Origin of the sequence: Paenibacillus pectinilyticus, assembly GCF_001700435.1 — a bacterium.
Taxonomy (GTDB): Bacteria; Bacillota; Bacilli; order Paenibacillales; family NBRC-103111; genus Paenibacillus_E; species Paenibacillus_E pectinilyticus.
In genome coordinates, this window is record NZ_LYPC01000016.1 from 203,664 (window position 1) to 216,960 (window position 13,297).

The 13,297-nt window shown below is 46.9% G+C and carries 13 protein-coding genes and 9 tRNA genes; 1 reads left to right on the forward strand and 21 read right to left on the reverse strand.

Translation table 11 applies throughout. The features are described 5' to 3' along the window. Positions 1–948 (reverse strand): acetylxylan esterase, encoded by a 948-nt coding sequence (locus A8709_RS12910; RefSeq protein WP_065852805.1) that lies wholly within the window; start codon positions 946–948, stop codon positions 1–3. A gap of 132 nt (positions 949–1,080) precedes the next feature. Then, a complete protein-coding gene (locus A8709_RS12915; RefSeq protein ID WP_244163176.1) occupies positions 1,081–3,468 on the reverse strand; it encodes an FAD-dependent oxidoreductase in 2,388 nt (795 codons plus the stop codon). Positions 3,469–3,757: 289 nt separating this feature from the next. Here A8709_RS12915 and A8709_RS12920 point away from each other — a divergent pair, with 289 nt between their 5' ends. Then, positions 3,758–4,495 carry a M14 family metallopeptidase gene (locus A8709_RS12920; RefSeq protein ID WP_065852807.1) on the forward strand — a complete coding sequence of 246 codons (738 nt, stop codon included), beginning with the start codon at positions 3,758–3,760 and terminating at the stop codon, positions 4,493–4,495. A 261-nt stretch (positions 4,496–4,756) separates the two neighbouring features. On the opposite strand, the gene A8709_RS12925 is transcribed toward A8709_RS12920, so the two are convergent. The 19 genes from A8709_RS12925 to A8709_RS13015 all read right to left on the reverse strand — a co-directional run bounded on the left by A8709_RS12925 (position 4,757) and on the right by A8709_RS13015 (position 13,175). Then, positions 4,757–4,827, reverse strand: a tRNA-Gly gene (locus tag A8709_RS12925). 19 nt (positions 4,828–4,846) lie between these two features. Next, a tRNA-Pro gene (locus A8709_RS12930) sits at positions 4,847–4,923 on the reverse strand. 20 nt (positions 4,924–4,943) lie between these two features. Next, positions 4,944–5,020: transfer RNA gene (locus A8709_RS12935), tRNA-Arg, on the reverse strand. Positions 5,021–5,026: 6 nt separating this feature from the next. Further along, positions 5,027–5,101 (reverse strand) — tRNA-Gly (locus A8709_RS12940). 102 nt (positions 5,102–5,203) lie between these two features. Continuing rightward, entirely contained in the window at positions 5,204–5,902 is a 699-nt protein-coding gene (locus A8709_RS12945; protein ID WP_065852808.1) for an AIM24 family protein, read from the reverse strand. 24 nt (positions 5,903–5,926) lie between these two features. Continuing rightward, positions 5,927–6,382 carry a coiled-coil domain-containing protein gene (locus A8709_RS12950; protein ID WP_065852809.1) on the reverse strand — a complete coding sequence of 152 codons (456 nt, stop codon included), beginning with the start codon at positions 6,380–6,382 and terminating at the stop codon, positions 5,927–5,929. 53 nt (positions 6,383–6,435) lie between these two features. After that, entirely contained in the window at positions 6,436–7,062 is a 627-nt protein-coding gene (locus A8709_RS12955) for a GyrI-like domain-containing protein (RefSeq protein WP_065852810.1), read from the reverse strand. Positions 7,063–7,195: 133 nt separating this feature from the next. Beyond that, the gene (locus tag A8709_RS12960; RefSeq protein ID WP_065852811.1) at positions 7,196–7,705 is read right to left on the reverse strand and encodes a ferritin; all 510 of its coding nucleotides are present in this window, start codon (positions 7,703–7,705) and stop codon (positions 7,196–7,198) included. Between the two features lie 113 nt (positions 7,706–7,818). Then, positions 7,819–8,070 (reverse strand): DUF1450 domain-containing protein, encoded by a 252-nt coding sequence (locus tag A8709_RS12965; RefSeq protein ID WP_065852812.1) that lies wholly within the window; start codon positions 8,068–8,070, stop codon positions 7,819–7,821. A gap of 152 nt (positions 8,071–8,222) precedes the next feature. Further along, entirely contained in the window at positions 8,223–9,143 is a 921-nt protein-coding gene (locus A8709_RS12970) for an MBL fold metallo-hydrolase (RefSeq protein WP_065852813.1), read from the reverse strand. Between the two features lie 12 nt (positions 9,144–9,155). Further along, positions 9,156–10,187 carry an ABC transporter substrate-binding protein gene (locus A8709_RS12975; protein ID WP_065852814.1) on the reverse strand — a complete coding sequence of 344 codons (1,032 nt, stop codon included), beginning with the start codon at positions 10,185–10,187 and terminating at the stop codon, positions 9,156–9,158. 32 nt (positions 10,188–10,219) lie between these two features. After that, positions 10,220–10,927, reverse strand: a complete 708-nt coding sequence (locus A8709_RS12980) for an ABC transporter permease (RefSeq protein ID WP_244163177.1) — start codon at positions 10,925–10,927, stop codon at positions 10,220–10,222. Then, positions 10,917–11,756, reverse strand: a complete 840-nt coding sequence (locus tag A8709_RS12985) for an ABC transporter ATP-binding protein (protein ID WP_065852815.1) — start codon at positions 11,754–11,756, stop codon at positions 10,917–10,919. Before A8709_RS12985 ends, A8709_RS12980 begins: the two co-directional genes overlap by 11 nt. 27 nt (positions 11,757–11,783) lie before the next feature. Then, entirely contained in the window at positions 11,784–12,449 is a 666-nt protein-coding gene (locus tag A8709_RS12990) for a Crp/Fnr family transcriptional regulator (protein WP_065852816.1), read from the reverse strand. A gap of 207 nt (positions 12,450–12,656) precedes the next feature. Next, a tRNA-Lys gene (locus tag A8709_RS12995) sits at positions 12,657–12,729 on the reverse strand. Between the two features lie 19 nt (positions 12,730–12,748). Continuing rightward, a tRNA-Asp gene (locus A8709_RS13000) sits at positions 12,749–12,825 on the reverse strand. A gap of 30 nt (positions 12,826–12,855) precedes the next feature. After that, positions 12,856–12,932 (reverse strand) — tRNA-Met (locus tag A8709_RS13005). 73 nt (positions 12,933–13,005) lie between these two features. Beyond that, positions 13,006–13,078 (reverse strand) — tRNA-Val (locus A8709_RS13010). Between the two features lie 22 nt (positions 13,079–13,100). Further along, positions 13,101–13,175 (reverse strand) — tRNA-Glu (locus A8709_RS13015). Positions 13,176–13,297: the final 122 nt, after the last annotated feature.

The window sequence follows — 13,297 nt, forward strand, 5'->3', positions numbered from 1 at the left end:
TTACCACTTAGCGAAAAACGCATGTGCTGCCGCATGGAACCCCGGTGGCATCGCATGCCCCATGAATGGATACACTTCAATGGATTTATGTGTGGACTCGATTCGGTTATAAGCGGCAAAAATAGCCTCCGGCAAGCAGGTCGTATCCTTCAACCCAACCGTTACATGGACAGGCTGCCCGATGCAATCTCCGAGATTCATAATGTCAAAATAGGAAATCGTCTTCAGAACACTTGACAAGTGTTCTGGGAATCGCGTCACGAAATCCGCAGCCTCGCTAAGCGAGCTAACGGAATTCAGCAGACCGAGATCCATGTGACATAGATTTGGCACATGGGCAACTACAGCCCGAATGCGCATCTCAAGCGCAGACATGAGCAGGGCTAAGCCGCCCCCTTGGCTTCCTCCGAATACGAATACGCGTTCGCTGTCGATTTCCGGTTGTTCCAGTGCACATTGCAGGGCACGCAGCGAATCAATCGCGACTGCGCGATAATAGCTTTTCTCGGCATCGAGGATGCCTTGTGTAATCCAGCCCTTCGTCATGCCATAATCCTGTGTTAGCGTATTACCGCTGTCTCCGCCTTGCCCGCGAACGTCAACGGCTAGTACAGCATATCCCATAAGTAACCATGCGGCATGATCCTCGGGCTTTCCTTTCGAGCCTGAATAGCCAGGAAAGGTAACCACACAAGGGACCTTTTCCGAACTATTACCTATGTTAGGCAGTAGAAGCCAAGCGTGGATCGGCGTCCCTGCAGCCCCCTCCAATACGATCCTACTCACTGTCGCTTTGACGAAAGGAGTTTCTTCTGGCTCCCTCGTATACGTTACCTTTTGAGCAGCCTCCTCATAGACCCTCTCCCAAAATGCATGCAGGTCTTGAGGGGCCGTCAAATCTGGCCTATACTGCGTTAGACCCTGAATTCGACTTTCGATTGCGTTCATAAAGGTAAATCTCCTTCGTGTTATTTGTTATAATATCCCAAGTGTACATGACATCTATTGGAAATGAAAGATAAAAAAAGCGGTGTAAATAGCCCTAGTTACATACACCTAGGGCTATTCGCCAACCTTATATTAAGTTTGATAGCACCGTACTTCATAGATTGCTGCCGATGGATCGCCATTCGTCGCATCAATTACAATACGCAGCTTCTTCGTCTGAATCGCCTTCTCCAGCGTATGGCGGCAATGCCGTTGGTAATTCCCTTTCACCGCAAGCACCTGTACCCACGTACCCTGCTGCTCGGCTTCAATCCGATAATCCTTCGGACACTGTGGATCGTGATGGAATGGCGCATATCCGTGATATTCCCACAGAATATTGCCTGGGAAGGTCAGCTCGATCTGCCTAATGGATTGCTGCTCCTCCCACTGCAATTCAAGCCACTGTGGAAGCTCCTCATTCGCATCTGAGCGCCATAGATTCGTGAAGTGGTACGGTCTTGTTACCCCGCTGATGACGTGCTCCGGGCTGTACGCATGCTGTGCAGGCTCCACACGGAAACTCCGCGTAGGTCCGTTCCAATCCCTGCGCATTTTGCTTGATCCCATTTCATACGCACACGTATGTCCTGGTACAATCCCGTCTCCACAATGCCAAGCAATGTATGGATTTGCAAGTAGATCCAAACGCACATAGCTCCCCAATTTCAGACCATCCGCTTCACTCAACTGTACATCCCAATCGATCCATTGGTACGTTCCTGGCATGATTTCCAATTCTGTAGTAGCTAGCGCAGGGTTCGCTTCTGAGCGATAATCCCAGATATGATCCACCGGAATGATTTTCGCGACCACGATTTGAGGTGTGTCACTCTGATTCGTCACACAGACCGACACGCGGTTCAGAACTCCTTCCGAAATTGCAATCCATTGCCCCTTACGTTGACGCAGGAGCTCATCGTGATGCCCCAGTTCACCAGATGCGCGCAATTCCTCTTTCACTTCAGCGCCGCTTACTGCCGCTTGGCTGCTTGCTGTCACGCGCGCGTTGCGCGCTAGATCGAGCTCATCCTCGTTCGTCGTGTTCAGCAAGAAGCACCCGTCGCGCAGCAGCGTCTGCTTCACTTCACGAATCGCCTCGCTTGGCACATCAGCAAGTGCTAACCCTTTCCTCAGCGCGATCGCTGCCGACGTTCCTACAGCCTGCCCAATGAGCGCCGTCGTCGCCATGACACGCACAGTGCCAAGCGCAGCATGGGTCACCGAGATATTTCGTCCCGCCATCATCAAATTGTCAACATCCTTGGCAATCGTCGACCGAAGCGGAATGCCATAAGGACCACAATAGCTTTTCACTGCATATTCTGTCGTCTCACTATACCCTTCCGAACTGGCATGTTCGCTGGTCGGAGCATGGAGTCCTCCTGGTGTGTGCAAATCCAGAAACCAGCCTCCATAGGCGATTTCATCCTCAAATACCGTTCGGTTGATCGGATCATGCTCCGTCATCAAGTATTGCCCCATAATTCTACGACTTTCCCGTTTGCCAGGTACCTGCCCAATCCAGTCAATCGCGTGATTGGCTGCAAGTTCTTTCGTGAGCGGATCTTTATTCTTCATCCAATCCCAAATACCAAGCACATACCGTGTCAGCTCATGGCGTATATCTTCACTTTCATAAATCGTATGCCAAGGCACCCCAATCTCGATCCACCAATAGCCACCTCGGATATCATTCGGCTTGCGACCCTGCTTATAGAAAAAGTCCGGATTATCAAGCTTCGCTGCCCAATCGGGTGCAGTAAACGGAGCTGGATAGCCGATATCCTTCGTTTTAAAATGAATAGAATTGCCCATCACATCCCCACTGGCTTGTAAGGGGGCATGCGGCTCATTGAACTCCTCGCGTCCCTCGGAACCCATGCGCCATTCACAACCCGCACGATCCGCAACGATGCCATCGCCTGTGCAGTCCACAAACACATCCGCGATGAGCTCAAGCTCAAGCTCCGCATTAGCCACATAACCCACAACTGACGCGATTCTCCGCTCATTAGCCATCCGCACATCAAAAATGGACGTGTTCAAATAAAAGGTCAAATTCTCGGTCTGCTGCGCCATGTCATACATCGTCATATCCCACACGCTGTTGGTCCAGCCGTTTTCAAATATCGGTTCATGATTTCGCGCGCGTTCCTCAATCGTTAACTCCGAAATGATCCCTGTTTCCTTCGCATAAACATGAAATGCCCCCGCGCCATGCGGCGTAACACGCACTTCGGACGAGCTATTGCCTCCGAATACCGGTCGATCCTGCACGAGACAGGTTCTTGCTCCATGTCTGGCTGATGCCACTGCCGCACAGAAGCCTGCTAGTCCACCTCCACATACGACAACATCATACGTTTCCGTCTTATATTGGTGCTTTCGCCCTGATTGATTGCCCGCTGTGCTCGTATCCTTGAAGTCACTCGCCATTTCTCTTAGTCTCCCTTTATGCAGCCACATCCACCTATCCATGGATGATTGCGCTTTCTTTTCCTCCTCTCCACTTTAACGTGAGTGCGTGTACTTTAAAATATCACCATTTTTGATTTGATGCCTTCATTTTGGCATCCGAAAGTGAATTTGTCGAAAACAAAATAGAGGTATCAAATCAAAAACGGCGCTATGTAGCTCGCGGCTTTTAGTCGCTATACTGAGGTGGACATGAAGAAAACGCTGTCACAACATTGTGCGAAGGCGTTTATTCCATATATTGGGATAGGCCACATACCGCAGAGAGACGGCCTAAAGGAGGGTTACGTGCGTGATCCAGATCCATTCGGACTATGCAGGTGGCAATATAAAGGTTATTTCTTTGGGTGAAGTCGTGAGACTGGAGCAGGACATCCGGGATTCCTATTGGTGGTTTTACTGGAACTTCTGCGTCCGATGCGACGAAGAAAGGGAAGTCGTCTTCGAATTCATGCATGGTGAAGTGGTTGGACCTTGGGGACCCGCTTACAGCCTGGACGGCATAAACTGGACATGGCTCGGGGAACAAAGCGTAATGAACGCCAAATCGTTCGTTTACCGCTTTAATTCCGACCATCCAGAGGCTTACTTCGCTTTTTCACTGCCCTATCAATTGCACCACCTCGAACAATTTTATGAGAGGTTCCAAGACAATTCTATCGTGCGCCGAGATACCCTCTGTCTTACCGAAAAAAAGAGTGATGTGCCGCTCTTCCTCATCGGCAACGCGAATGCGCAAGAGCATATCTTCCTCTCCAGTCGTCACCACGCGTGCGAATCGACGGTGAACTACGTACTAGAAGGTTTGCTAGCGTTCTTGATCGCGGACCATTCTGCATTTCTCGATCGATTTTGCATCCATTTCGTGCCGTTCGTTGACATCGACGGTGTCGAAAACGGCGACCAAGGCAAAGGAAGGGCTCCACACGACCATAACCGCGATTACATCGATCAACCGATTTATGCCGTTACGCGGGCGATCATGCGCTACGTAAGGGAGTTGCGGCCCGTGGCCGGCGCGGTATATTAGGACGCTCGCCCTACTGAGCCAATTCTACTCCCTGCCGAATTAAATAAAAAAGACCACCCGAAGGTGATCTTTTTTATTTAAGCGGGCGGCGGGAATACTCCAAATTCTTATTAAAAGCTTCCTCCGGAAGCAACTGGTGGTATATTTGGACGCTCGTCCTACTTAGGTTGATTCATGGATGTATGCACGGACGGTCGAACCCTGGGGTTCAATTCCCTAGATAAAAGAAAGAACCACCCGAAGGTGGTCCTTTCTTATTTAAGCGGGCGGCGGGAATCGAACCCGCGCGATCAGCTTGGAAGGCTGAAGTTCTACCATTAAACTACGCCCGCATATCAACAATTTCTAAAATGGTCGGGACGACACGATTTGAACATGCGACCCCCTGCTCCCAAAGCAGGTGCTCTACCAAGCTGAGCTACGTCCCGAAGTGTATATAGAGTGAAAATGGCGCGCCCTGAGAGATTCGAACTCCCGACCTTTTGATTCGTAGTCAAATACTCTATCCAGCTGAGCTAAGGGCGCAAATATTGGAGCGGAAGACGGGGATCGAACCCGCGACCCTCGCCTTGGCAAGGCGATGCTCTACCGCTGAGCCACTTCCGCATCGTGTTAATTGCCTCTCGCTCAGTAAGTGTTTCTCTGAGGCGACAAGGAATAATATATCAGGAATTCATAACAATTGCAACTGTTTTTTTCTAGCCGATTTTATTTGATAAAAACCCCGCCGAAAGGCAAAACTTCCCGCGCGATTCGCCGCAGCAAACCATCCGATTTCATATGCTCATCCAATTTGGGATCCGGCTTACAGGGCTGCATCAATACATGGCCTTGGCCTGTGATCTCCCAATGATAATTCATATGCTGACTGGCCAGCGTATTGCCATAAACACACAATCGAAGCTTCGCCTGCCGCGGATACGCGACAAGACAGCTGACATCGACATATAAGGGCAGCTTCTCATCTAGAGCCATATGAAATAACGGCCCCGCCGTCAACAGGCCAAGGGAACCCGGCCCATGAAACTGCATTTTCACCAAATCCTGCGTAATCACTGTATTCTTAACGCTCTGTAAATGCGTTGTGAAGGTCACGCCTTCCGTATAGAACAACACATGACGAAACTCAAACAGCAGGTCGTCCTCGTCTTCTAGGGGCACAACAGCCAAGCTATAGCCTTCAGGAAGCCCTAGCATGAATTGAGCAGGCCCCTTCATCAAACACTGAATCAGCCGCTTTTTCCGGAACATGCTCGGCAACTTCATAAAAGAATCTTCTCGTTGCTCCGGTCTCCCTTGGAACGCTACGATTTGGTTGGGATGCAGCACATGCACAGCCTCGCCCTTATCGAGCTGCATCGTAGCCATTCGGGCTTGTGAACTCGCTTCTTCATAGATAACTTTCATTCACACACCCCCGAATTTTACCCGCTATCGAAGCCCGCGCTTCTGTCTCCGCCAAACGATGAATCGAAATACCCGACCGAACATGAAATAGCCAATAATCAATGCCGCAGCCGTAATAATCATATACATGATCTTGCGATTCCGTTTATCTTTATCTAAAGCCACTTGCTCCATGGCCTTTATCCGTTCCTGTAATTGCTCGTTATCTTTCTTGAGGGTCTCATTCTGGCTTTGTAGGCGTTCTTCAATCGCTTTCGACTGCTCGACAGCATCGGTTAATTTATTCTTTTGATCCTCTAATTGCTGTTTCGTTGCTTCATAATCTTTCTGGATTTGCTCTACATTACTTGGCAACTGATAGATATCTTTGATCCGATCTAGCCATGAGGCTTGGGCAACAGGCGCAGGACACATAATCCCAATGAAGAACACAAGCACGACTACGGCTTGTCCCATTTTTATGATTTTACGAAGCCTCATCCGATTGCCTCCCCACATGCATCTCGACATTATATTCTATTTTACAGCAAAATTCACCCCTTCACCACTTCTATCGTTTGAACCGGGTACCGCAAAATCGTTTTTAATTTCCCAGACGCTGTCTTTCGCGGGTCAGATAGATAGATCTCATGATGAAGCCCACTATAACGAAGATGATTCCCTTCAATAAAATGCTCGATCTGGGCAAGCGTCTCTGGCTCTGTCGAATAAGGACCCACATGCATCATTTGCACACAGACGCCCTCGTGTAAAGATTCGTACTGTATATCGGCTATTACCTTGAGATCTTTTTTCTTGGCTGCAGCCAACTTACGTGCTTCTTCAACACGATCCGATGTTACATAATCAGGCATCCGAATAAGCAGTTTCCAATGCCACTCTTCTCTCGGCACTTCTAACGCCTTTTTTGGGTCCCCATCCACCCACCATTGCCCTTCTAGCTTAGCTACTGCAAAATCCAACTCCTGCTTCTTATAATCCCCTTTCACACTATAGGCGACCGTATAGAGCGCTTCTGTCGCATTGGCGAAGGTATCACTGTCCGGGTCCCCTTGTCCAACAATCGACAAATACCAAATCGTTTCAAACTCAACCAACTGTGGTTTAGATGGCGCGTTGTAATACATTTTGTAAGCCTTCGTTAGATCTAATTTATCCATGTTTACATCTCCCTTCCTTCTTCTACTATACAAAATAAACCCTGACAACTATACGTCAGCGAACAGAAAAAAACTTACCCCTCGCACAGATATGCGAAACAAGTAAGTTTTTATCCTTTAAAAACGTATGTAATTATTCCGCAGTTGGTGGCGTGAATGAGCGTTGTGCAAACTCAGCATCCAACATGAAGAAAGCATTGCTATCTGTATCGATACGTTTCAGCTTGTTGATGATGCTATCAAACATTGCTTCTTCCTCGACCTGCTCGTCAATGAACCATTTCAAGAACTGCATCGTTGCGTGCTCTCTATCATTCAGGGCTAAGTCTGAAAGGTGATAAATGCGCTTCGTCACTTCTTGTTCATGCAAATACGCATGTTCAAAAGCATCTAAGATGGATTCATAGCGGTTCACCGGTGTATCCATGCCTGCGAATTTGACCTTTTTTCCACGGTCATTAATAAATTTGAAAATCTTCATCGCATGAAATTTCTCTTCCTCAGCTTGTACAATGAAAAAGTTCGAGAACCCATCCAAACTTTCCGCAGCGCAATAACCAGCAATCGCCAAGTAGACGTGCGCGGAATAAAACTCATAATTCATCTGCTCGTTGAGCGCTTCAGTTAGTGTATCGTTTAGCATCTGTGCACACACCTTTCATTATGGTTATCTCTTGCGTATTCCCCATACATACAAGATTACCAGAATTGTGCATACAAATACAAACGGAAGTAACAATTTTAGCAGATCCGTGTTCAAGCCATCACACTTTCAACCTTAGAAGACGTGATAATTTGCTTAATCTGCGCATACAGTTGGTCAGGTGACTCAGCGCATAGAAGCTTCTTCTTCCCGATCATCGCAATGCATTCTTTCTTGCAGTGTCTGCAATTGCCCAGGCAATCTTTCTTCTTCTGCTTCAGGTCTGGGAACTCATTCTTAATGGATTTATATATTTGTTTGGATCCGAATTTCTCATTTCGACAGCAGTATTTAATCGTCTTCATCCGCGATCTCTCCCCGCTCTTCACGTGTAACGCTACTCTTGATATTAGTGATAATAATAATCAATGTCAACTAAAAATTATCTAAGCTTGTACGACAAAAAGAGCTTTCCCTCTCCTACTAAAAGGATGAAAGAAAGCTCACGAGTTGCTGGTTAACTTAAATCAAATTCCATAAGATCGCGTCCCATGGTTATTTTGCCCGGATAAATCTCCTGCATGCCTTGACTATACTCCGCTTCTGCTTCAACTGTTGCTGCTGGAGCCGGAATATGATGGGTCAGTACAAGATGCTTAACGCCAGCCCGTCTAGCGATTTCAGCAACCTCCAGCGTAGTCGAGTGATATTTGGCAGGATTCGAAAGCGATGCCGCTTGTTCAGGGAACTTCGCAATTAGGGCATCCAACCATTCCTTGTTGTAAGATTCATGGATAAGCAGGTCGATTCCCTCGCTGTACGTAACCATGTTTTCTACAGGAATCGTATCGCCAGAAATAACTACCGATTTTCCATTATACTCAAACTTATAGGCAAGCGCAGGGTAAACAGGTTTGTGGTCCACTTCAAAAGCGGTTATCTTCAACCCGTCATGATCATATACAATGCCTTCGTTGCTTTCATGATAATTTATTTTCGCGCCTTGGTCCGCAGAGAGATTATAATTCACCCTAAGATTCGCGTCAAAATCGAAGGATTCACGCATTTTCCCGATAATTTCTTTCGTCGTTGTCGGTCCGTACACATTCATCGGGACTGAGCGTCCCTCAAATACACGATCTGCAATGACATGCGTGCGCCAGCTTGAAATAAACACATCGAAGAATCCTGAATTGTGATCACTATGATGATGTGTGAATAAAACATCCGAAATCCGCTGCGGCATCACGCCCGCTTTGATTAATTGATCAACGGCTGCGCCTCCACAATCGACTAAAAACGCTTTATCACCAGCTAAGACAGCAACCCCAGCTTTGGCTCTGCCATAAAATGCGCGGGGAGTCCCCGTCCCTAATAGAATAACCTTTAAATGCTCGTGGAACGCTGGCAATAGCTTTTCTTGCGTTTGTATTTGCATGGGATGTACCTCCTATTTCTCCTTCTTAACTTCATTTAACAGGGATAAGTCGATGAATTTGCTTAAATCCAGCTCATCTTCCTTCAAGCCCTTGATATACCCTGCGTCAAAAGAAACCTTGGCCATCGCCTTAATCGCATCCGCATTCACTTCATCCGTTAGTTTCAAATGGTCTAAGGCCGCTTTGATCAGCTTGGCATCCATCCCTTTACCGCTAAGCTCCTTGAGCTCCGCACTCACTAAATCGTAAGCTTTGGTTGGGTTTTCTTTAATAAAATTAATCCCGTCTAAATTCGCTTTAATTGCCTTCTTTGCTAAGTCGCGATGGTTTTTAAGGAAATCGTCACTAGCCAATAAGAGAGTTAGCGGATAATCGCCGTTATTCGGCGGGATTTTATCCCAATCGACTAGCACCTGTCCAATTCCTTCTTCAACCATTTGTGTGCCCCACGGCTCAGGGATCAAGGTAGCATCAACCTCTTTTTGTCTGATCGCAACTAGCGTATCTGCAGGGGCTCTCGTGATCATCTGTACGCCGGATGTATCCGTTGAGACTTTCAAACCTTCTTGCTGCAATAATAAACGCAGTGATATTTCGTTCGTACTGCCTTTTGTAGGAATCGCCACGGTTTTCCCAACCAAATCCTTCACCGATTTGATGCCCGCATCCTTCCTTGCAATTAAAACAGCGCCGCCGTTATTCGAGCCCGAAATGACTCGGAAGTTTTTGCTCTTCAAATATTGGTTTATTGCAGGCCCTGGACCAACAAAGCCAATATCGATTTGATTCGTTGCCATGGCTGTAGAGAAGTCAGAGCCGTTATCAAAACCAGTGACTTCAATTTTCACATTTTTCCCGAAACCGTTCTGGAAATAGCCATTCTGTAAAGCGACAAAGCCCGGAGCATGGGTCACATTTTTCAAAATACCCACTTTCACTGTAAGATTCTCTGTGGATGAAGCTGAATTACTCTTCGTTCCGCAAGCTGAAATGACCAAAGTAAACATAAGTAACAAACTAAGTAAACCTGCAAGCTTTTTCATGTTATTTCCCCCACCTTTTTCTTATGATTTAGCTATCTTTTACTTGTAATTAAGCCATAACGCAGCATAATGTTATCCTCAAGCCGTTTGAAGCAAAAATGATCCGAGATCGTTCCAATCACTGCGATAATCACGACGACACAAAGAATTGTAGCTGTATCGCCTATACTACGGCTGTCCTGCAGCGTCTGACCAAGCCCCAAGCCTTTGGCAATCAGCTCTCCCGCTGTCAGCGCGCGCCATGCAAAAGCCCATGCGACTCGTACTCCCGTTATGAGGTGTGGGAAGGCTGCTGGCAGCATCACCTGAAAAAACATGCGAAAACCTCTGCCCGTGCCCATCATCTCTGCAGCCCGTATATGGATGACCGAAACATGCATAATCCCTGTACGACTAGACATGGACATGGTCCAAGTTGCTCCGATTGTCGTTATGAATATAACGGCCGTATCATTCAGCCCAAACCAAATGATGGCGAAAGGCAGCCATGCAATACTCGGAACGGTCTGAAGGGCCACAACCAGGAAACCAAAGGTCTCATCGAAGAATCGATACCGGGCAAACAGAAATCCCAACGTCGTTCCTATCCCGATCGAAATGACAAAGGAAATCAACAGACGGCGAAGACTTGAAACCATGGCACCAAGCAAATGCCCTTGTGTAAATCCGTAATAGAATGCTTCGAATGTTTGAACGGGTGAAGGGAACTTCCAGCCCCATTGAAAAATTCTATATCCCATCTCCCATACTACTAGCAGTAGAATTAGGAAAATGATTCTTCTTAATGCTGTATTCATGGCCCACCTCCGCTCTTACAACCTTCTCCAGCTCCTCTGTGAGAGTTTCCATTATGGTGCTCTCCAAATGATGGATCAGTGGATCACCGATATCATGGGGTCTTCCTGCTTGCACGGCAAATTCCTTCTTAATTCTGCCTGGCTGCGTAGACATGACCAACACACGCTCTGAGAGAACAATCGCTTCACGAATATTGTGCGTGATAAACAAGATCGTTTTTTGTGTTTTCTGCCATATTTCTTCCAAATCTTTTTGCAAAATAAACCGTGTCTGCTCATCTAAGGCTGCGAAGGGTTCATCCATTAAGAGAATATCAGGATCCATGACGAGCGCCCTGGCGATGGAAACACGCTGCTTCATCCCTCCGGAAAGCTCATGGGGATACCGGTCGATAAATTTGCTTAAATGCACAGCTTTAATCTGTTCATAAGCAAGCTCGTAGCGTTCTTTTTTCGCCATTCCTCTTTGCTTTAATCCAAATGCAACATTATCCAGCACCGTCAACCAGGGGAATAAACCATGCTCCTGAAAAACAACAACACGATCTGGTCCAGGTCCCCTTACTTTCTCCCCATTCACTTCGATCTGTCCGTCATAGTGCTTCTCAAAGCCTGCAATGAGATTCAATAACGTGGATTTCCCGCAGCCGGAAGGCCCTAGCAAAGAAACAAATTCACCTTTTTTGACGGTAAAAGAAACCTGATCCAATGCATGATAAGATTTTCCACTCTTTTGGGCAAAAGCTTTGCTAACCTTGTTAATTTCTATCATGGATTCACCTTCCAGCCCAACTTAGGATTAGATGTCTGTAAAAAAACGGCTCGGATTCATAATCACAACTTTTTTCTTTGTGTAATCTATCAACGCTTTTTCTTTCCACTTGCTTAGTGTTTCGGTAACGGCCTGCCTGCTGCAACCAATTACATAGGAGATTTCCTCATGGCTTAATTGCAATTGCACCTCTACCCTGCCATCCTGCTGTTTGCCCATCTGAACTAGAAACCACGCTAATCTCCAAGCCACAGGCCGACTGATTAAGATTTCCACAATATTCTGCGTTTGCAGAAGCCTTCTCGCTCCAATTACAGCTAACGCATAGGCGAATTCTGAATCTCCCTTGGCTAATTCAAGGAATTTACGCGAATCCAATGCAATGATCTGACTATCAACCAAGCACTTCGCATACCGCTTGCGTTGCAGATTCGTTAACAGCTCTGCATTGCCAAAAATCTCACCCGCGTAGCGCAGGAACAACGTTATCCCTTGCCCTTCCTGGGACGACTGTGAAATTTTGATCAATCCCGTTTCCACATAAAAAGCAGCCTGAGGCGGATCATTCTCTTGAAAAATAAATTCATTTTTGTTGTACACTCTCGGTACGCCATATTGATGGAAAGCACGAAGAATAACTTCCTTCACACTGTCATTTTCCTGAAAATCGTTCTGATTTATGATTGAATCCATCTATCATCCACCTCATTCGTCACTTACTGCGCACTCTTATTTCCTAGTATTCCGATGCGTTATATGTATACTATCATAAATGCCGTGTGTGAAATGTCGTTTAGCTGACAAAATAAAAAAATAAACAACAAAAAACCCTTCAACATGAATTGAAGGGTTTTGCTTAAAGCAATTTATATGAGATTCGATCTTAAATTACATAAAAAGTGAGTCATGTAGGATTCGAACCTACGACACCCTGATTAAAAGTCAGGTGCTCTACCAACTGAGCTAATGACTCATGTCTTGCATAAAAAAAATGGCGGAGCTGACGGGATTCGAACCCGCGGTCTCCTGCGTGACAGGCAGGCATGTTGGGCCACTACACCACAGCTCCACACTATGTAAAGATCCTCGACTATGAGGTTGGTTGCGGGGGCAGGATTTGAACCTGCGGCCTTCGGGTTATGAGCCCGACGAGCTACCGGGCTGCTCCACCCCGCGACATTACAAGCATGATATTTTATTATTTACCAGAGAAGTTCGAGATATCCAAATTTCTTCTGAAAAGATAATATGGAGGCTGACGGGATCGAACCGCCGACCCTCTGCTTGTAAGGCAGATGCTCTCCCAGCTGAGCTAAGCCTCCATGGGAATAAACAAAATTTTAGTGGTGACCCGTAGGGGACTCGAACCCCTGTTACCTCCGTGAAAGGGAGGTGTCTTAACCACTTGACCAACGGGCCTCGTATACAAGCTTTGTTTCATGTAAAAGTTCTTATGGCGGAGAGAGAGGGATTCGAACCCTCGAGACGCTTGTGACGCCTACACGATTTCCAATCGTGCTCCTTCGGCCAGCTCGGACACC

Bases quoted from the DNA above. Each gene is read 5' to 3' on its own strand.
- A8709_RS12980 (WP_244163177.1), bottom strand. From the start codon at position 10,927: ATGGGATATAGAATTTTTCAATGGGGCTGGAAGTTCCCTTCACCCGTT.
- A8709_RS12965 (WP_065852812.1), bottom strand. From the start codon at position 8,070: ATGAAGACGATTAAATACTGCTGTCGAAATGAGAAATTCGGATCCAAA.
- A8709_RS12915 (WP_244163176.1), bottom strand. From the start codon at position 3,468: ATGGATAGGTGGATGTGGCTGCATAAAGGGAGACTAAGAGAAATGGCG.
- A8709_RS12975 (WP_065852814.1), bottom strand. From the start codon at position 10,187: ATGAAAAAGCTTGCAGGTTTACTTAGTTTGTTACTTATGTTTACTTTG.
- A8709_RS12985 (WP_065852815.1), bottom strand. From the start codon at position 11,756: ATGATAGAAATTAACAAGGTTAGCAAAGCTTTTGCCCAAAAGAGTGGA.
- A8709_RS12970 (WP_065852813.1), bottom strand. From the start codon at position 9,143: ATGCAAATACAAACGCAAGAAAAGCTATTGCCAGCGTTCCACGAGCAT.
- A8709_RS12990 (WP_065852816.1), bottom strand. From the start codon at position 12,449: ATGGATTCAATCATAAATCAGAACGATTTTCAGGAAAATGACAGTGTG.
- A8709_RS12950 (WP_065852809.1), bottom strand. From the start codon at position 6,382: ATGAGGCTTCGTAAAATCATAAAAATGGGACAAGCCGTAGTCGTGCTT.
- A8709_RS12945 (WP_065852808.1), bottom strand. From the start codon at position 5,902: ATGAAAGTTATCTATGAAGAAGCGAGTTCACAAGCCCGAATGGCTACG.
- A8709_RS12960 (WP_065852811.1), bottom strand. From the start codon at position 7,705: ATGCTAAACGATACACTAACTGAAGCGCTCAACGAGCAGATGAATTAT.
- A8709_RS12955 (WP_065852810.1), bottom strand. From the start codon at position 7,062: ATGGATAAATTAGATCTAACGAAGGCTTACAAAATGTATTACAACGCG.
- A8709_RS12910 (WP_065852805.1), bottom strand. From the start codon at position 948: ATGAACGCAATCGAAAGTCGAATTCAGGGTCTAACGCAGTATAGGCCA.